The organism is Sinobacterium norvegicum, assembly GCF_923077115.1.
In the GTDB taxonomy this organism is placed as follows: domain Bacteria; phylum Pseudomonadota; class Gammaproteobacteria; order Pseudomonadales; family Sinobacteriaceae; genus Sinobacterium; species Sinobacterium norvegicum.
This window is the reverse complement of sequence record NZ_CAKLPX010000003.1, coordinates 250,879-269,811: the sequence shown is the minus strand read 5'-3', so window position 1 is coordinate 269,811 and position 18,933 is coordinate 250,879. Positions and strand designations below refer to the sequence as shown.

General features: G+C 49.9%; 16 protein-coding genes. 2 read left to right on the top strand and 14 right to left on the bottom strand.

Annotated features, from left to right (window positions below):
- Positions 1-16: 16 nt before the first annotated feature.
- The 12 genes from L9P87_RS13195 to L9P87_RS13140 all read right to left on the bottom strand — a co-directional run bounded on the left by L9P87_RS13195 (position 17) and on the right by L9P87_RS13140 (position 15,395).
- Positions 17-295 carry a helix-turn-helix domain-containing protein gene (locus L9P87_RS13195; RefSeq protein ID WP_237445210.1) on the bottom strand — a complete coding sequence of 93 codons (279 nt, stop codon included), beginning with the start codon at positions 293-295 and terminating at the stop codon, positions 17-19.
- 250 nt (positions 296-545) lie between these two features.
- Positions 546-2,690 carry a glycoside hydrolase family 2 TIM barrel-domain containing protein gene (locus L9P87_RS13190; RefSeq protein ID WP_237445209.1) on the bottom strand — a complete coding sequence of 715 codons (2,145 nt, stop codon included), beginning with the start codon at positions 2,688-2,690 and terminating at the stop codon, positions 546-548.
- A gap of 178 nt (positions 2,691-2,868) precedes the next feature.
- Entirely contained in the window at positions 2,869-6,081 is a 3,213-nt protein-coding gene (locus tag L9P87_RS13185; protein WP_237445208.1) for a hypothetical protein, read from the bottom strand.
- Positions 6,082-6,319: 238 nt separating this feature from the next.
- The gene (locus L9P87_RS13180) at positions 6,320-7,225 is read right to left on the bottom strand and encodes an AgmX/PglI C-terminal domain-containing protein (protein ID WP_237445207.1); all 906 of its coding nucleotides are present in this window, start codon (positions 7,223-7,225) and stop codon (positions 6,320-6,322) included.
- Between the two features lies 1 nt (position 7,226).
- Complete coding sequence (locus L9P87_RS13175; RefSeq protein ID WP_237445206.1) at positions 7,227-7,772, bottom strand: ExbD/TolR family protein; 546 nt, start codon at positions 7,770-7,772, stop codon at positions 7,227-7,229.
- A gap of 14 nt (positions 7,773-7,786) precedes the next feature.
- Positions 7,787-8,287: a biopolymer transporter ExbD gene (locus tag L9P87_RS13170; protein ID WP_237445205.1), complete on the bottom strand. Its 501-nt coding sequence runs from the start codon at positions 8,285-8,287 to the stop codon at positions 7,787-7,789.
- Between the two features lie 3 nt (positions 8,288-8,290).
- On the bottom strand, positions 8,291-8,980 hold the full coding sequence (locus L9P87_RS13165) for a MotA/TolQ/ExbB proton channel family protein (RefSeq protein ID WP_237445204.1): 690 nt from the start codon (positions 8,978-8,980) through the stop codon (positions 8,291-8,293).
- 32 nt (positions 8,981-9,012) lie between these two features.
- Complete coding sequence (locus L9P87_RS13160) at positions 9,013-9,387, bottom strand: hypothetical protein (RefSeq protein WP_237445203.1); 375 nt, start codon at positions 9,385-9,387, stop codon at positions 9,013-9,015.
- Position 9,388: 1 nt separating this feature from the next.
- Positions 9,389-10,201 (bottom strand): tetratricopeptide repeat protein, encoded by an 813-nt coding sequence (locus tag L9P87_RS13155; protein ID WP_237445202.1) that lies wholly within the window; start codon positions 10,199-10,201, stop codon positions 9,389-9,391.
- Positions 10,185-13,067, bottom strand: a complete 2,883-nt coding sequence (locus L9P87_RS13150) for a tetratricopeptide repeat protein (protein ID WP_237445201.1) — start codon at positions 13,065-13,067, stop codon at positions 10,185-10,187. Before L9P87_RS13150 ends, L9P87_RS13155 begins: the two co-directional genes overlap by 17 nt.
- Positions 13,067-14,818 (bottom strand): tetratricopeptide repeat protein, encoded by a 1,752-nt coding sequence (locus L9P87_RS13145; protein ID WP_237445200.1) that lies wholly within the window; start codon positions 14,816-14,818, stop codon positions 13,067-13,069. Before L9P87_RS13145 ends, L9P87_RS13150 begins: the two co-directional genes overlap by 1 nt.
- Positions 14,799-15,395: an AraC family transcriptional regulator gene (locus L9P87_RS13140; protein WP_237445199.1), complete on the bottom strand. Its 597-nt coding sequence runs from the start codon at positions 15,393-15,395 to the stop codon at positions 14,799-14,801. Before L9P87_RS13140 ends, L9P87_RS13145 begins: the two co-directional genes overlap by 20 nt.
- Positions 15,396-15,691: 296 nt before the next feature.
- Here L9P87_RS13140 and L9P87_RS13135 point away from each other — a divergent pair, with 296 nt between their 5' ends.
- Both L9P87_RS13135 and L9P87_RS13130 read left to right on the top strand, forming a co-directional pair.
- Entirely contained in the window at positions 15,692-16,318 is a 627-nt protein-coding gene (locus L9P87_RS13135; protein ID WP_237445198.1) for an outer membrane beta-barrel domain-containing protein, read from the top strand.
- A 23-nt stretch (positions 16,319-16,341) separates the two neighbouring features.
- Positions 16,342-17,157 (top strand): fibro-slime domain-containing protein, encoded by an 816-nt coding sequence (locus L9P87_RS13130; protein ID WP_237445197.1) that lies wholly within the window; start codon positions 16,342-16,344, stop codon positions 17,155-17,157.
- A 125-nt stretch (positions 17,158-17,282) separates the two neighbouring features.
- On the opposite strand, the gene L9P87_RS13125 is transcribed toward L9P87_RS13130, so the two are convergent.
- On the bottom strand, positions 17,283-17,894 hold the full coding sequence (locus L9P87_RS13125; RefSeq protein ID WP_237445196.1) for an outer membrane beta-barrel domain-containing protein: 612 nt from the start codon (positions 17,892-17,894) through the stop codon (positions 17,283-17,285).
- On the bottom strand, positions 17,864-18,664 hold the full coding sequence (locus L9P87_RS13120; protein WP_237445195.1) for an SH3 domain-containing protein: 801 nt from the start codon (positions 18,662-18,664) through the stop codon (positions 17,864-17,866). The genes L9P87_RS13125 and L9P87_RS13120 overlap by 31 nt, the downstream gene beginning before the upstream one ends.
- Positions 18,665-18,933 lie beyond the last annotated feature (269 nt).

Here is an 18,933-nt window from a genome sequence, read left to right as displayed (position 1 = left end):
AAGATTATTGCCTTGTCTACAGGGCTAAAACGCGTTTAATCTTTGTGACGTTGTTCACCACCCAGTCTTGGTCGATAGGACCCCAATCTAGGATTTTATAAGCGCCATCTTTGGTGGCGCCGATAAACGCACAATGGATATCGAGTTCATCCAAGGCTTTGATGGTGTCTTGGGCTGTGCGTCGGGGCATACCGGTTTCAGCGGTAATGGCCGGCACGCTATGGCAGCCAGTATTGATTAAATGGGCGACATACAGGCGTCGATAAAAGCTGGTTTTGGTTTTGCTGTGCGTCATATGTTTCTTCATTGGGTGTTTAACCGCAGGCGTTTAATCATCAGTGTAGCATTTTGCGTCAATGAAAACCTGAAAGGATAAGCGTTATACAGAGGTCAAAAATATACCGTATTGTTAACTCAACGTTCCCGTCAGTAATGCAAGCGGCAGTGGATTTTCTTTCCATAAGTTTTTACTCTGACCCTAAATATAATGAAAAAAGGCCCGGCATCACTGCCCGGCCTTATTTTCATTCCACGCAACCGCCACCCTACATAGAGGCAGCTTTCTTCTGATAATAATCACTCAAGAACTCAAACACCAACTTGGGCTCGTTCTGCTCAGACACCAGACCTTTGCGGTTCCAGTACTCTTGGGTATCGGTGTTGAGGCGATACGGGGCGCGGAAGTCTTTCAGCACCCAGGGTGATACACCGCGCAGTGCCGGGCTGTTTGCCAGCATGGTGAGCTGCTGCTTATACACCTGTACCTGGTAATCCTCGGTCCAGACATCCAGCTTGCCACCGCGACGGCCCTTCTTGGCGCCGGCACCAAACTCGCTGATGACCAGCGGCTTGTTAAACGAGGAGACAATTTTAAATTTAATCATCTCTGACAGCATTAACTCACGCACCTGCGCCTCGGTCACCTCCATGCCCTGGGCGCGCATGCCGTCGACTAACATGCCGGATAAGTACCAGCCCAAATACTCGTTGTAACCCAACACATCGACAAACTCACCGAGGGGGTCGGTGATCTCGATCACCACGGGATCTGGGTTGATAAACATACCGGCGACGGCGTTATCTTCGGCGTAGAGCAGCTTGCCGATATACTTGCCCACATCTTCCATGCCACCGAAACCTAAGAGTGCGGCGGTTAGCAGACGGGTGTCATCCTGCTCGATGACGTGTTCAGCCATCGACTTAAAAAAGGCATCGCGGGCATCGCTCTCTGGCGTCTCATTACCCAGGCTCCACAACACCACGGCGGCGCGGTTTTGATCGCGGTCGATCATCTCGCTGTACTGACGCTTGGCGCTGGCCAAGGTACAGGGGTTTTTAAAATCGATATTGTGATACACCGGCAGCTCAGACCAGACTAGAATACCGGCCTTATCGGCAGCCCTAACGATATATTCATTGTGCGGGTAGTGGGCAAGGCGAATAAAGTTTGCATTCAATTCTTTTAGGCGGCTGATCACCGCCTCAGCGTCGGCCTGACTGTGGGCACGGCCAGGATGAATCAGCGACTCCTCATGGTTGGAAATCCCGCGCAGGAAGATCGATTCACCGTTGAGTAAAATATCCTCACCTTCGGTTGTAATGTCTCTGAAACCAATCTGATCACTGATGCTGTGGCTGCCATAGCTCAACTCAACCTCATACAGCTTGGGCGACTGCGGCGACCACAGGGATAAGTCGGCAGCGAAAGAGAATGTAGCGTAACCGTTAGTGTCGGTTTCGATGGTCTGCTGGATACCGGCCTCGGGGATAGTGAGCACCAACTGTTGCTGTGGCTGTTGGCCGTCGAGTTGTACCCAGCCCTCGACAATATTGTCGCTGTCGTTCTTTAGCTGAACCTTATAATTGCGCAAAACCGTGGCCGGGGTTTGCACCAACATCACATCGCGGGTGATGCCGCCATAGTTCATCCAATCGTTGTATTCAGTGGGAATCTGCGCCGGGCCACTCATCGAGTTAACCTTAACCACGACGCTGTTATTACCGGGCTTAAGATAGTCAGTAACGTCGGTATTAAACGGGGTAAAACCACCCTCGTGACGAATCACCAGGGTGCCGTTAACATAAACATCCTTGGCAAAGTTGGCGCCGCCGAAATAGATATGGCTGCGTTCACCGGTCACCGGCTGATAATTAAAATCGCGTTGATACCAGACGATGCCCCTGTACCAAAACAATGCATCCTGTTGCGTATTCCAGTCTCCCGGCACCTGTAATTGATAAGCATCGGTAAATTTATATTCTAATAATTCGCTGGCCCCGTAGCTGGCATTTTCACCGACGCCACCCCGCAGTAATGGGCTGGCATCGCCAACACCGAGCTGGTCGACAATGTAGTTCCACTCGCCGTTCAGCGTTTGCGTGTTTCTGGCTCGCACATTCGCCAGCAGTGGTTCGTTAGGCTTAACCGGTTTAAAATCGTTGGGTTTAAACAGTGGATTTTCGTCATTATCAGCCACATCGTGACTGGCTGCCTGGGTGCAGGCGGCGACGGTGTCGGCGGTTAAATCGAAACGGTTAACGACGGCAGGCGCTGCATTCTTGGCAGCGCCCTGATGGCTTTCGTTACGATCACCACAGCCGGTGGCCATCAGTAATAACGAGGTGATAAACAGTGTCGGGGTGGCGCGGCGCAGTCGAGTGCGGCTGGCAACAGCAGGCATAGTAGCCATAACATCCTCTTATTTTTATTATAGAAGTATTAAGACCTATGTTAACGACTACGGTCAGCAATTCTATTTAACAATAAGTAAGAAAGCTTTACGGCTGTAAAAGAAACCAGCCACGGCATCTGTCGAGGGCGGCAGACGCTGTGGCTGGGGTACTGCTCTGTGGCGATGGCTGGCGCGGTTATTTTACCGAGCCGGTGTCCAGCCATTCGGCAATCAGGCGACGCTCGATGGGGCTGAGCATCTGCTGATGATCGACGCGACTGGGAATATTAAAGGGATTAAAATACCAGGCATCATCGAAGGGGTCGCTGTCGAATAAGTCGAAAAAATTGACCGACTCGATGGCACCCTCTTTACTCATCAAGAAATATTCATAGCAACTAAAACAATCATTGCTCGGTGGCGTCACAAAGGGGGCATCGACGATACGTTCACAACTGCTACCACCCACTTGTTCAAATTCGTTAGCCAAAAAACGGAATCGACTGCGCATCTCAAACAACGCGTCATAGCCGCCGGTCATAGCGCCGCTGACGTTGGTCGATAGATCGAGGTCGGTGGCACCACTGTTATCGTGACAGCTGACGCAGCTATAATTTTCCTCGGTGCGGCCAGGCTGCTGCCAAATTGGCTGGATATGATCGATGTAATTGATCTGGCTGTTACAACCCGGCTCCCAGCTTTGAATACAGCTGGCGGTGATTGGCTGCAAGGTGTTGAGATCCTGATATTGGTAGTCAATCGCCTCACCGGTGTTCACCTCGCTCCACTGGTCGGTGTAGTGAATATCGATATCAACCAAGGCCGTGCCACCGCGATGATCACTGTAGGCCTGGGCCATGGTATCACCCTGTTTTAACGCCGCGAGTTCAGCCACGGTATTGGGGAATATCGCCCCATCGGCAATGGCACCGATATTTACCGATGGCGGAGCATCCGCCGAGGCGTGGGCGACGCCGCTGCCCTCAATATGACAACCGTGACACTCGGCGCGCTGATCTTTAGCCAGCGTTATTGATACAGGGTGCTGTTTTAAATAATCAATTTCATCACCGGGTTTGGCCTTGGCCTCTTTCATCTGCGGGGTGACAAACTGGAAGCTGAACGGCGTATCGACAGGGACGGCAAACAACGCCGAGCCATCGGGGTGAATAGGGGCATAGCCATAAATAATACTGTTATCACCAGGGCTGATCACGCGCACAAAACGGTGCGGACGACCATCCATATTCGGCTGGGCTGCCAACGCCGCAATGCCACCGGATTGCACCGCCATGTCCATGCCGTCCATGTCATAAATACTGCGGATATGGACAAAACTGGCCAGATTAGGGTCTACCGGATCCGTTGGATCGGTCGGATCCGTTGGATCGGTCGGATCGGTGGGATCGGTGGGATCGGTCGGATCGGTCGGATCGGTCGGATCGGTGGGATCGGTGGGATCGGTGGGATCGGTGGGATCGGTGGGATCGGTCGGATCGGTGGGATCGGTCGGATCGGTTGGATCCGTTGGATCGGTTGGATCGGTTGGATCGGTTGGATCGGTTGGATCGGTTGGATCGGTTGGATCGGTTGGATCCGTTGGATCCGTTGGATCGGTTGGATCAGTCGGATCGGTTGGATCGGTCGGATCGGTCGGATCGGTTGGATCCGTTGGATCGGTCGGATCCGTTGGATCCGTTGGATCCGTTGGATCCGTTGGATCCGTTGGATCGGTTGGATCGGTTGGATCGGTTGGATCGGTTGGATCGGTTGGATCGGTTGGATCGGTTGGATCGGTTGGATCGGTTGGATCGGTTGGATCGGTTGGATCGGTTGGATCGGTTGGATCGGTTGGATCAGTCGGCGGAATAACTATGCCGGGATCATTACAGATAATACTGCCCTTGTCGCCGATGTTTTTGTATTCAGGATCGACCACATCATAAGGGAAGGCCTTGGCCGGCTTGCTGTTGGCAAAACGCAGCTGTGAATACACCGTATCACTCTTGGCCTTTAAAATCGGCAGCTGACTATTATCATCCGGGTTATAAACCCACACACCGAACTGGCTGCGGGCATTATCGACCGCAGTATTATCGTCACAGTATTCAGTCACACCCGAGCTATCGTCAGTACACTGCGACCAGGACACCAACATTCTGCCAGAGCCATCCCAATAGGGTGCCGCCGCACTATACCAACCGGCAACCGATGCCTGATCAGGGTACAACGCCATTGGCTTGGCTAACACCGATTGGGGAGCCAGGTTGGACAGTATGGTTGATGACGGTTGCTGGGGCGAAAATAACTCGACCAAATCGCCGCCACCGAAGGGGTTGTCGCGGTGAACAACCGACGCCAACAGGCGGCCACTCTCGGTCTGCACCAGGTCATCAATGGCAATAAATGCCGTATCCGATGCCTCTAATGACACAGTATTATACAGCTGTTGCAGTGAGGTACCGTCGCTATTAATTTGCAACAGCGTGTAATGGTTAGTTGCCAAGGCCTGACCATAAGGCGTCGGCTGAGTGTATTGGCACTTGGCGAAATCATCCCATAACTGGGGTTTTTCCAGCCCTTTTGCGCTGTTTTTGGTCGTTTCTCCGGCGCTGACATTATCGCACATTGGCAATAATTCGTAGCTACGTGACCAGCGCAAAAAGGCTGTGTTGTCGCCATCCAAGCTGGTCAACTGAGTGTCGTGATTTTTACCAAAGGTAAGCTGTAAAATATTGCCGCCCGACTCACTCATCGAATGTATCAGAGACGGCGCCTCACTGGCGCCAATTTTATAGCAGTCATCATCGACCGGCTCAGAGACCGCAGGATTGACCAGATTAGGGTTACCGGCGGCGCGGTTTGATGAAAATAATATACGGCCATCGACACCATAGGCGGGGTGGGTATCGTGGGCGATATTGGCTAAAACCGTATCGGCGATAATACGGCGGACGCTGTTATCGGCAAAGGAATACTCGTAAATATTCCAGCTGTAATCCTCGGCGTTGGCACTGCCGCCGTGGGCAGCAAACAGCAGCTTAGTGCCATCGTTAGACAGACTTAAGTCTTTGACATCATACTCGCCGCCGGCAAAGTAGCTGGCCAATACATGGGCCGACTGATCATCCGCTGCCAGACCGGATCGAATATTAAGCTTGGCGCCAAGATTGACACTGTAGGGTGAGGCGGGGTCGAGCGGGCTGTTGTTATGATTAACCGACAGTGTCTGCAGGCCAACCACCTCAGTATCACCGCTTTTGGCTAACGATCGCTGCACATAGGCGAAGGGGATGGACTCGGCAATGACATCAGCACCATCATCGCTGCTACCGCCACCATCGGAACAACCGGTAATCGCACCAGAGATCAACACTAAACTCGTAACAGCCTTGCGCATTACTGACATAAATAAGTCCAAGATTTTTTATTTGTATTAATAGCAATAATGCGTTTAATAAGGCCTGCAATATAGCTAGGCGATCACAGTTTTAAACTGTTAAAACAGTCATTTATAAACGACATCAAAATATGTGAGCCAGTTAGAAAATAAATTCTAACTGGTGCATACAAAAAGTGTGAAGCCGTGCCATGGAGTGACATATTAAAGCCGCCGAACCGGTGGCTAAAACAGCCAAAACACAGAGTTAACTTGGCAGGAAGACAAATTTATACTGCACCGTTGTCGAGCTAACATCGGCAGCACCAAAGTGGATACTCTTGATTTTGGCGAGAATCTGACGCTCTAAATCGTTTTTCTGTAACTCACTGTTGACCAACTTTAGCTGTGAAATACTGCCATCGGGCTCGATGACCAGTTGGAAAGTAAACTTGCCGCTGAGGTCGGGAAACTGCCTAAGCGCCTGGGTATAAAGCGCATAAACACTGGACTTCTTGTGCTCAAAGGTGCGGCGTATGCTCTCCATATCCCGCTTGCCGTTCTGATAGGACGAATAACCCTTTCGCGGGCCGCTGGCATTACCGCCGCTGGCGCCAGCCACCGCCTTGGGATTGTAAGCTGCCAAGCTACCGGAGCTATCTGACATGGCATTAACATCCACCTCGATACCGCCGCTCTGCTGGGTGGCATTATCGCTGCCCAGGGTGGAGCGCTCAGCATATTCGACATTACCGCCGGTGTTTTGCGCCAGGTTCTTGTTCTGCATCTTCTGCATATTCAAACCACTGCTGAGCGAACTAAGCTGACTTGTTAGTGCCGATAATGATTGGCTGCCGTTATCCTTCGATGCCGCCGGCGGCGAGCTTGATTTCACCTTCGGTTTAACTGGCTGAGGCTTGGGTTTGGGCTTCTTCGCCGGTGGTGGCTCGACCTGCTCCAGCGGCTCGAGTATCACCTCCATGACCACCCTCTCCTCAAATTCGGCTTCGGTTTCAAAAACCGGTAGCCAGGGCACCAAGAGAAAAAGTAATAGAAAGGGAATAATGCCTCTGATCAGCAGTTTCTTAAAACGCTCCTCCTGCTGTAGATCATCCTTCCAGGGCAGGGTTAAATCCAGGCTGACTGGCGCCATAATATTAAATGCAGTCGTCATACTACTCCCCTATGCTCGCCACTTGACCACTGGCCAAGATCGGTCCGGTCACCTGGTTAACCGCCAGCGATATATTGCGGAACTCGGCGGCATTACAGGTCGTCATAATGGTTTTCAACAGATGATATGGCACGGTTTGATCGCCTAAAATCGTCGCATTAAAGCCTGCCTGTTGTTTCTCTGCCAGCAGTTCAGGGTCGAGTTCAAGCTCCGCCTCTGCCTGCAGCACACTGCGGTGTTCGACCAGCGCCTGCTGTAATAACTCGATAGTATTATTTTTACTCACATCTAAGTCAGCCAAATACAGTAATGGCTTGCCGTCGAATAAAATTTGATCACCACTGACCACAATCATAATATCGGCCTTCACATCGCCCTTGGCCGAAGAATCCGGCAGGGTAATAAATTTCGCCTGTTCCAACTCCTCACTCTCACCGCTGTTAAGCAGTAAGAAAAAAACCAAGATGGTAAAAATATCCATCAGTGACACCAGATTTAGCTTGGTATCAAAAAAACTTTTTTTCTTGCGTGCATTGACCAAGGCCATCGTCACACTCTCCGTTATTGCGCTAGATTCACCAGCGAAACCTGTGGGAATAACTCTACCTCTACCAAACTGGCAGCCACCACAGTCTTATAGGATTTCACCGTATCCATCGCCGAGACCAGCGTCTGATAACTGACATTGGCTGCCGACTTGAGTACCACGTCTTTACGCTCAGGTAGCTGCTGTTTGATACCCTGTACCACCGATGCCAGGGTGACAAAATCATGGTCTGTCATACCGTCAACCTGACGTTTGGGAATATGCTGAACCAAGGTGTCGGCGGGGTAGTAAACACTCAGCCCCTGCTCATCGATGGCGATTTCAAATTCCGCCATGGCCTGTTCAGTCTGGCTCATACCACCGGTTAAATCTGGCAGTTTTAACTGATGTACCGTGACATTGGTAAAGGTCAGACTGAGCAACAATACCGGCACCAGAACAATCATCAAGTTCATGAAAGAGGTGATGTCGAGCTCTGCCTCATCGACCGATGTTTTACTGAGTTTCAATGCCATGGCCTAGCTCCCAGAAACCAGCTCATCATCACCGGAGCGGGCCAAACCCGCCTCAATATTCCTGTTCAATGTCATCACATTAAGAAACTTGACCGCCGACATTTCAATGCTGCTAACAATCGAGGCAGTTCTGTTTTGCAATACCGCATGCAGGGCCAGTAGAGGGATGGCCGCAATCAAACCGAAGGCGGTGGTGTTCATCGCCACCGAGATAGACAGCGATAACAACGCCGATTTTTCCGACGGGTCGGCACTGGCGACGGCGGTAAAGGCGGCGATCAAACCGACAATAGTACCGAGCAGACCGAGCAAGGTGGCAATATTAGCCAGCACCGACAGATAGCCGGTGCGTTTTTCCAGTTTTGGTAGCGCTTCCAGAATGCCCTCGCTCATGGCGTTCTCGATGTCACCACGCTGCTTAGACACCCGCATCATATCGAGGCCACAACCAATAATACGTGTGACCGGCACGTTAATATCGCGGGTAAATAGCTGCATCTTATCGAGATCATTGGTGCGTAGCAGCGGTAGAAAATTATCGAAGGCCTTAATATTGCGGTTTTTTTCACGCGATAAATACATCCAGCGCTCGATACTGATCACCAGACCGATGACCAGCACCAGACCTATGGGATAAATAAAGAAGCCGCCATCCTGAAAAAAGCGAACAATTGTGCTGTAGACATCTGCCATGGGAATATTCCTATTGTTTAAAACGGGTTGAATTAATCAACCGTCGGGACAAAGTTTTGGGTTTCTAAATTCATTTCGTCGTAAATCCGCATCGATCGCAACATCACATCTCGATCCACTGGCGACAGGCTTTCATCGTGTTTAGCCTCCATATTCCAATGCAATTTATCCGGCGTGCCCAGGCCCTGCCAGGGAATAAAATAGCTGACTGTCGGTTGTTCTTTGTCACCAATAAAACTCGATTCGAGCATAATCGGTTCGTCGCTGGCATTGGCCGTCACTGTCGCTATGCTCAGACTGACGATAATCATCACACAGTAAATCAGGCTGATATTTCTCAGCCTGTTGCCCTGGTAATGATGGCTGGCAACCGCACCATTCGATAAAATAGTCATTGCTTTATTCATCTTAATTTTCTGCCACCACGGTCACCGCCTGACGCTGCAACACCAACGCCTGGCCGGTACGTTGTTGCAACTCGGCCAGCCACTGCACTGCCTGCTCATCTTGCTCAGCTGCCAAATACAGGTAAGCCTCAAAATGGCGCTGGGCCTTTAACGGTTTGTTAAGATATTGATCATACAAAATAGCGATATTCAAATGCGCCTCGGGGAAATCGGGCCACACGGTAAGTGCCTTGACGTAAGTATGCTGCGCGGCGATAAAATCTCCCTCAACTCGCTGGCTGATAGCCAGGCCAATATAGCCGTTAACATTGAGCGAATTGATCGCCAGACCCTGCTGATACGCCTCGATTGCCTGCTGCTGCTTACCCTCTCTACGATAACCGTCGGCCAACAAAACCCAGGGGCCAGACAGCGTCGCATCGGACTCTGTCAGCGCCAACAGCAGGCTGCGAGCCTGTTCATGCTGCTCGCTTTTCAGCGCCCGACGGATGGCAATAAACTGGCCGATCGACTCTTTTGCTATCGCCCCCTCCTGCGCTTCATAGGGGTTGGCCAGCGCCTGATAACCCACGCTGCCGGCAGTCTGCGACTGCGGCTGTGGCAGGAAGTCGAGGCTGTCGATTAAACTTTTGGCGGCCTTCGGTGCCGCCACCGGCACCGCCTCACTCTCGGCAATCGACACCTGCGTCTCCAGCACCGAGCGGTTTTGATTAACCAACGGCTCAGGCTCGGCCTGCTGCACCTGACCACAGGCGGTTAACAGCAGACTACAAAACGCCACCGCCAGACTTTGACTATTAACGAATCTGATCACCGTATGCGACCTCCATCTCTTGTTTTCCGAAACGAATAGGATGACGTAACGCCATGTCATCAAAACTTTGTTTTATCCAGGGATTGAACTCACCCTGCCAACCGCGGACGATATTACTGAGCAACAACTCATCGGCCAAGCCGGCGAAAGGAGCGGCCTGTTGCTCGATGATCGCCGCAAACATTTGACGGTCACCACTGGACAAGCCCTTCGGCGCCGGTGCCTTTCTGAGGTCGCTGGCAAAGGTGGCATACAGTGTTGCCAGTTTATAGCTCGACTGGGTGGTGAACTCTAAAATGCCGTATTCCGCCGCCTGTTGATAGCGGCTGGTTGCCGCCTGTAATGACTCGTTTTTACGTGGCAGGCTTTTTTCTAACGGCTGATATAAGCGACGCTGAGAAAACTCCCAGGCAAAATAATCGCCGTATTCAACACAGGCCCAAGCCGCCAGCCATTGACTGCGCGCGGTGCGAGCACTCCCCCCCTTGGCATCACCATCAATGACCCGACGCAACCAGTACAGGTGGCGAATTTTATCGCCCTGCAACTGATAGTTTTGCGCCAGTTGATAGCGAGCCTCCATCCGCGTATCAAACGGTTTCTCATAGGCGTGGGCGTAGCGCTTAAATAAGATGATCGAGGTGTCGTAGTCTTTTAATTCTTTGTAGAGTTTGGCGGCGATAAACAGCGCCTCGCGCCTGACCTCGGCATCGCCATCCTTCTTACTGAGGCTGAGATACATATTGGCCGCCTGACTGGGGTCACCGCTTTTCTCATAGGCAAAGGCCAGCTTACGGGGAAATTCTTTCGCCAGCTTATGCTGCGAAAAATTCATACTGAGATCGGTTAGCAGATCAATCGACTGCTGCCACTGCTGTTCAGCCAGCAATAAGGTGGCGGCATCGTACTGCGCCACGGCGCGAACCGCTGTTGCCGGAGCCAACTCTTTGATACTCAATAACAGGGCAATGATTTGATCGTTGGCAACCGTGCTCTCAGGTTTTTGCTGCTCAACCTTTAGCTGCTGAGCCTGTTGATAAACCGCCGTGGCCACCCGTTCAGAAATACGCTCATACTCTTCACTGTTGACCGCCACCATCGAGCGCTGCTCTAGGTAGTAGTTGCTGGCCAAGGCGAAGTTATTCAATTTAAAATAGGAGTGGGCGGTAATGCCGTAGGCGGTCTTGCGCAATTCGCCATCGATGGCGTCACCCTTGTTAATCAACCCTGCGGTAACATTGATCGCCTGCTGGTATTGCTCAATACCAAACAAGTATTCCGCCGCATTGGTCAATACTGCACCAGAGCGCTTATCCAAGGGGAAGCTGGCGGCAAATTTGAGCATGCTGTCTGCGGCCTTGGCCTGGGTGTTTTTAGCCTTGCGGCTGCCCTCGTTCAAGCCATCAATCTGCTGCTGATAAGCCACAATGGCAGCATAACCCGCATCCGCGGCATAGTTGCCGGTATTACCCATGACATAGGCAACCTGCTCATAGGCGGCAATGGCCTGGGCATATTGCTGGGCAGAGAAGTATGTCTCAGCGGTTAAAAAGGTGTATTCCGCAACACGCTTACCCTGTGGGTAGTAATCGATGTAACGCTGGTAATAAGAGGCGGCGGTAGAAAAATCTGCCAGTGCCTGGCTGTGAATCTTTTTATACTTTTTATTGCTCGGCTCTAAATTCGTAGCCTCGACCATCAAATGCTGACCACTGCCGTGATAGAAGCTGGCCAGCTGCTGAATATACTGCTGAATATTTTTTTCTATATCGACACGATTACCAATGGTTTGGTTGTCGTAGTAATAATCAATATAAGAGGCCTTTTCTTGCCGCGCCTGTTGCGGAAAGCCACCGGCGACATAGCTGGCAATTAATTGACGATGCAGCTCTGGAGACTTGTCATTATCACGATAACGCCCGACATAGTTTCGCAGGGTTGCCGCGGAATCCTCGTAGCGTTCTTTTTCAAGGTAATAGTTGGCCAAGTCTTGGTAAATCATCCACACATAGGGCTGTTTCGCCAAGTCTTGTATGTCATTGATTGAGTCCGTTCCGCCCTGCTGTGCCAGCGCCAAGCTCATCGAGTGGATGGTGTCATCGAGTAACGGCTTATCCGCCGCTGGCAGTTGATCAACGGTAATACCATTATCGAGCAGCGCCGATATGACCGCATAAAACGAGGTTAAACTCTCTTGATAAGCACCCTGCTTGTACTGTGACCACGCCAACATGTAATAGGCATTAGCACCTAATGCGGTGGTATCCGCCGCCAGTGAGCGCTGATAAAAGCGTTCGGCATCACGGTATTTTTTATCGTTGAAATAAATATCGCCAAGACGAAAATAGGCCTCGGTATTGTAACTGTACTGCGGGTGCTTAGTGGTTAATTCTAACAAGGTATCACGTGCCTTGTAGGCCTCGCCATCCATGTCATAAGCCTTGGCTAGCTGGTAGAGAACATCGGCATTATCCGGCGAGTTAGGGTATTTTTTCAGCACTTCCCGGTAGGATAGAATCGCCTCTTTATAATAACTTTTACTGCTTACTGGGGTGGCCACCTGCTGGTGCTGACCTTCCAGCATATAAACATCGGCAATACGGCGCTCAATTTGCTCTTTGAGTTCATCGTCTTTAAACAGGTCGAGCAGTTCTTGATACTCTTCCCGGACCTGCTGATGATCGAGCTGATCGAAGGCAATAGGTTGCTCCTCTTTCACCTGATAATTGAGGCTGCCTATCTTTTGGCTCTGCCCTGCACAGGCCGACAACAGCAATACCGCAACAGCACCGATAAACCGCCTTAACGGCACACCGCCAACGGCAACCCTAGAGCGCATCATTACTTGCTTACTATCAATATTCATCAGCTATCTACCGCCTGTTGCCCTTGTTTTGCCTGATCTAACGTCATCAGCGTGGTGTCATATAAGCGTGCCTTGGCTAATCTTGCCTGCGCCCAGTAATAGCTCATACGATCTAAATGTTTGTCTAATTCGGCATCAACCAGCTGGCGCATTACCGGCTCCAAGCGACGAATATAACCGTCGGTTCGCTGCTGTAACTGACTGATACGACGATGGGTATCGGTTACCAATACTTTGTTCTCGGGTAGCTGAACATAGGGTTTTTTTAGCTGTTCTAACTGGTTAATGCGGCTATTCAGCAGCACCAATTGTTTACCCGTGCTCTGCTGCAGCGCGGTGAAACGCTTTTTTTGCTCGGGTTCAAGCACCAGCGTATAGAGGTTGAATTCTGCAAACTGTTCGGCCAATTGCTCAGAAACATTGCGACTGCTATCACGCACTTCCCTAACACGGTTATAGGCTTTGATGGAGTCGCGATTATTGACAACCAGCAGGTGTTGCTGCTTTTGACCATGCCAATAATTAAGATTTTTTTGTATCGCATAGAGATCTGCCAGTTCACGTAGCGTCTCTTGAAAAGCGTTGCTGGCCATTAAATCGATCAGAAACGGTGTCAGCTTACTGTAATCCACCGTTGGTTGAGAGCCATACCAGTCTGACTCATCCATAATGGCTTCGAGATTGGTGACAAACTCACGCGGTACATCTTGCTTGGCAATAATCGCCTTCGCCTGATTTACCAAGTTGACGCCATGTTTAAATTCTTTTTCGGCTAACAAATAGTGCTTAAGCGCCATTCTCGGTGCTTTTTGTTGCTCATACAAATGGCCTAATAACACCTTGGCCTCCTGCACCTCGGCGATGGCAATCGAGCGATTATCCAAGGCCATCAAAGCAGCAACGGCTTGATTAAAGTCTTTGAGCTTTATAGCAGCCCAGGCATAACTGAGTAAGCCACGATTGGAATACAGGCCAGTGGTGCGAATATCCTGCAGTTGAAACCAGGCCTCGGCGTAATTTTTATTACCAATCGCAATCTGCGCCAGACCGTGCCGAGCTCTGTCGGCCAACACCGCTGTCTCTACACTGATACCGGCGATAGCAGCCACCTCATGCAGCCCCCTCGCAGCCGCAGCGGTATCGCCCTGACGTAATTTGGCAATGGCGATATTAAACACTAAATAAGGATAGTAAGGCGTGTCCTTTAGCGCCCCCTGCAAAAAACCCTCTGCCGCCGTTAGGTGTAAACCAGAGATATTGAGCAGACTGGCCAGGTAGTGATATTGGGGGTGTAAGTCGGCGGGGATATTACCAGAGACATTACTCAGCGACTGTAGCGCAGCGGTATTATTCGACTTGTGGTACTGCAACTTGGCCAGATAATACCAGGCCCGGTTGGCGGTTAACTCCGGCTGATTGGTCGCCAGCAACTGATCAAAAATGGTATAGGCCTCATCGGCTACACCGTAGGAAAGCAGCATCCCCCCCTCTAACACCCGACCATCCGCAGACAGTGCCAGACGATTACTCTGGTGACGTAGATAGCTCTGACCGATTAAAGCCGAAAAATAATCCTGAGAATAATAATGAAACAGCACTTCACCGTAGGCAAGCTGCTGGCGTTGCTGTTCGATTTCAGCCTCAGAATAAGCAACTAAAACAGGGTTTGCCACTGCATTGACGCTGAGAAAAAATACGGAAATTAACAACAACATCAGAGGCTTCATCGGGTTACCACTGGGTAATTTCAAATGAGGGTTCCTGCTTAGAAAAATCATCCACTATCGATAGCTCTAAATACTGGCCGGAACCCGACTTTACAAAGTCGAGGCTCTGAGCACGCTTATAGGGACGACCATCACTACCAAAACCAGTAAAGAAGGCCGTCGCCGAATGCTTACCCTGGTTAATATTGGTGATATAAAGTTGCTGTACACCGCCTCGCTTGAGAGAGTTTCGCTGCTTCTCCGAGTAAAGATGGGAGGCAACCAGCTTGCCATCTAGCTTTAATTTAACGCTCTCCAAGCTGAAAAACTCCCCCCCTTTAACCGATAAGAACACCGCATATTTGGTCGTGGTTGGGAACAATATCTTCTCTTCCATCACCCTCACGGTCTGATTGATGGCAATCACGTCTTTCTTCAGTGATTGAATCTCATTCGACAGGCGCAGTACTTCTGCGCGAGCACTGGCTTCAGCCTCAGATATTTTCTGTACAGAAAAATCCACATTACTATCACCCTCGGCATAGGCCAATATCGAATAAAGCGCGACAGTCAGAACAAACAGCATCGACAAGGCGAGCCTATAGATGAGATCAAGCGACATATTTACATCCAAGCAAAACAAATTATATTGTTGTCAGAGAATTATGCAAAAAATGCTATTAGAAATATTATTCAATTTTAATTTTTATCGGTTTGCTCACATCTTTCGAAGATAGTTGCAGCAAAAACGACGACAAGCACTCATTTTTCATCATAACCACTTAAAAACAAGCCATATAGTGATTTCGTTAACACTTGGCATCGTACTGGTTCTCGGTAGGTTTTACATTCATCAGGTAGAATGTAAAAAAATAAATTATTAATGAGACACCGATGTTGCCACGCTTTTTATTACCCATGTCATCTTTAATGCTGACCAGCTGCCTTCTGTCATTTACCGCCACCGCAGACAGCCAGGCTATCAGTAACGACAGCGTCACAATCATAGAGCCAAAGTCTCAACACACTAAAACCCAGAGAATTGGCTATAAGCGTCACGACATAGAAATTGGCATCAATGCTGGCGCCCTGTCGGTTGAAGATTTTGGTAGCAGCTACAACTACGGCCTACAGCTTAATTATTTTATCTCCGACAGACTGTTTGCACAGCTCGCTTACACTACCGGCAATATTGAAAAAGCTGAATTCGAAAAAAATAGCGGCAGCTCTTTTATCAAGAGCGGCGAACGAACGTTTAGCCAGACCAACTTGCTCGCCGGTTACAACATCCTGCCCGGCAGAAGCTATATGGGCGGCCATAAATTTACCTCAGGTATCTTCTTATTAGCCGGCGCCAGCAACATTAATTTTGCCGGTGACAGCAACGTTGGCGCCATTGTTGGCGCCAGCTATCGACTGCTGCTTAGCCCCAGCCTAGCCGGCAGTATCGACTTCAAGGATATTATTTTTCAGCGCGATTTTCTCAATGATCAAAAAATCACCAACAACCTCGAAGCCAGTGTGACACTGAATTATCGCTTCTAATGTCGACATCAAGGACCAGCCCTATGCGATTTGCCACAAAGAGTTTGCTTACAACTGCGGTATCAACCCTTGCCCTAAGCTCCGGCTGGGCCGCCGACGGTGATTACGGCGATGCCTGCGAATGCAAGATAGGCGATATCGGCAAGCGGGTAATCCCCATTGTCATACGAGACTTCAAGGCCTCTCACCCTGACTTTGAAGCCTTTATTGGTGAGGACTACGGTATTGTTGAGCGCGAACTGGGCAGTGATGGTCGCCCCGTTTACGCCAGTGACAGCGACACCGAAACAACCACAGGAAAATATAATTTCGATCAGTGGTACCGCAATGTTGAGCAGGTAAACATTGCCATCCCACTGTCTCTTCAATTGACAGAAATCGCACCCAATGTGTGGGAATACAGCAATAGTAGCTTTTTCCCCATTGATAATATGGGCTGGGATGACCCCATATTAAGAAGCGATGAAATCACCAGCCTCAACGGTTGGTTTCAACCGGAAGGTGGCTGGGGCGGCTGGAAGCCAAAACCCGAGGACAAGATCAATGGTCACAATTATCACTTCACCCTCGAAACCCATTTGAAGTTCGACTATAACGGTGGTGAGGTTTTTACCTTCCGCGGCGACGATGATTTATTTGTCTACATTAACGGCATCTTAGCCATCGATATTGGTGGCGTTCACGGCGTCATCGAACGTACCATCAGCCTCGACGATATTGCCGACGACCTCGGTATCGACGTGGGCAACCGCTACAGCTTCGACCTTTTCTTCGCTGAGCGACACACCACCGAGTCAAATTTTAAATTTCAAACCAGCATCAATCTTCAGTGTTTATAATCTGCAATAAGCACCCTCTCCCATAGCGGTGGAAAAGGCCTCGGCCTTTTTTGCCGCTTCTAATTTCGCTTAATGTTGAGCACAAAAAAAAGAGCCTAGGCTCTTTTTTTTGTTAACCGTTAACGCTAGAACAAGTAACTCAAGCCCGTCGTTAACTGAGTATTATGCACTGTCTTATCCTTGGATAATAAATCCGAGCTGTAGATACGGTCACGGTAATCCAGACGCCAAACGTAGCGACGCATAAACTCTATTTGATACCCTACACCGACGGTATAGGTGAAATTGGATTCACCACCGTAATCACTGTTACCCACGCCACCGATAAGATAGAGCGAACCAAGACTGGGGTTACCCTCGGTAAGAAACACCTCACCCTTGAGCAATTTATAGCCTAACAAAAAATCATAGCTGCGATAGGATCGATCACTGCCAGTAAACAGCTCACCCTGACTTTTCTCATAAGAGGAGGGCGCTGTTTCTGCCGTCATAGCACCGGTAAATTGTAAGAAAAAAGACTCCGACGCCTGAAAAGTCAGCGCCGCCCCAACCACCGCCTCGCTGGAGAAATTATCGATATTGACCACACCCAGATACACACCAGCATCAAACACCTCGCTATCAATCGACGAAGCGGTTATCTCTCCGTCGGCAGCAACAGCACTGCTGCCCACGATAGCTGAAGCTAACAGTATTGATTTTGTCGCTAAAAGAACGCGTTGAAGCCTATTTTCCATGATTCAATATCCAGTGCCTTATCTTCACTCATCGAATACCAGCGGTATTCACCACGTATGACAAAATTACGCCCCATATAATAATTAGCACCCAACCCAACATTGAAAAAAGTGGACTGATCTGCCAACAACGGCGTCAATTTTGGTTGTTCTTGTAAATCCATATTACCGCCACCCAAGACCAATACCGGTGACAAACGCCAATGTGACATTGGCTCTAATAATATATTGGCTCCGTACATAGAGCCTTTAATGTCAGCGCTGTACAGCTGCCCCCACTCTGCCTCTGCAGACAACCATGAAAATAATCGATAACCCGCCGCCACGGTAAAGAGGTCTGCCCCCTTGAGCTCGCCACCACTAAACTGCCCGGCAGAAAAACCAAGCTGCCAGCTATTCTTTAAGTAATCGCCATAGCCAACAGACGGCAGATCGACAGGCTCACCCGTCGACTGCAGGGTACGGGATAATTGTTTGGCACTGATCCAGCCGCGACGTCCACGCTGATCTCGCACCTCATACCAATCCGGCCGGCGAGTTAACACCTCGACGGTCTCTCCCTGCTCGATCACATTCAGCACCGGATAACCCATGGCCGGCCCGGAATGAACATCGGCATAGGGGTCGATAACCTCAAGCATCAACACATGATAAGAGACCTCATGCTGTTGCTCATCAACGGTACTGACGGGTTCTGGTTGAACCTCTTCAGCGGCCAGCGAAAGCGCCGGCATTGCCGTCGCCAACAGCCACAGTATTTTCTTCTTCAACACCACATCCTTGCCCTTAAGCGATTATCAAACAGGGCTTATTACTTTTTTTCCAGTATATAGTGCCTATAAATCATCTTCTTAACTCTATTACCAAGCTGTGTACCAGCACTCCTAACGGCTGAGATGTAGCGCAACATTCAGCAATAAAATAGATTAACAGTCATTTTCGAGAGCCAGTCGACAGATTCCTCACGTCCCCGCCTGATTGACCAATATTACAAAATAGCCATGTCACGGTTAAAATTAATTTTGTCTTGTTTGTTTTC

Bases quoted from the DNA above. Each gene is read 5' to 3' on its own strand.
- L9P87_RS13180 (WP_237445207.1), bottom strand. From the start codon at position 7,225: ATGACGACTGCATTTAATATTATGGCGCCAGTCAGCCTGGATTTAACC.
- L9P87_RS13140 (WP_237445199.1), bottom strand. From the start codon at position 15,395: ATGTCGCTTGATCTCATCTATAGGCTCGCCTTGTCGATGCTGTTTGTT.
- L9P87_RS13160 (WP_237445203.1), bottom strand. From the start codon at position 9,387: ATGAATAAAGCAATGACTATTTTATCGAATGGTGCGGTTGCCAGCCAT.
- L9P87_RS13190 (WP_237445209.1), bottom strand. From the start codon at position 2,690: ATGGCTACTATGCCTGCTGTTGCCAGCCGCACTCGACTGCGCCGCGCC.
- L9P87_RS13165 (WP_237445204.1), bottom strand. From the start codon at position 8,980: ATGGCAGATGTCTACAGCACAATTGTTCGCTTTTTTCAGGATGGCGGC.
- L9P87_RS13175 (WP_237445206.1), bottom strand. From the start codon at position 7,772: ATGGCCTTGGTCAATGCACGCAAGAAAAAAAGTTTTTTTGATACCAAG.
- L9P87_RS13195 (WP_237445210.1), bottom strand. From the start codon at position 295: ATGACGCACAGCAAAACCAAAACCAGCTTTTATCGACGCCTGTATGTC.
- L9P87_RS13125 (WP_237445196.1), bottom strand. From the start codon at position 17,894: ATGGAAAATAGGCTTCAACGCGTTCTTTTAGCGACAAAATCAATACTG.
- L9P87_RS13170 (WP_237445205.1), bottom strand. From the start codon at position 8,287: ATGGCATTGAAACTCAGTAAAACATCGGTCGATGAGGCAGAGCTCGAC.
- L9P87_RS13135 (WP_237445198.1), top strand. From the start codon at position 15,692: ATGTCATCTTTAATGCTGACCAGCTGCCTTCTGTCATTTACCGCCACC.
- L9P87_RS13150 (WP_237445201.1), bottom strand. From the start codon at position 13,067: ATGAATATTGATAGTAAGCAAGTAATGATGCGCTCTAGGGTTGCCGTT.
- L9P87_RS13185 (WP_237445208.1), bottom strand. From the start codon at position 6,081: ATGTCAGTAATGCGCAAGGCTGTTACGAGTTTAGTGTTGATCTCTGGT.
- L9P87_RS13130 (WP_237445197.1), top strand. From the start codon at position 16,342: ATGCGATTTGCCACAAAGAGTTTGCTTACAACTGCGGTATCAACCCTT.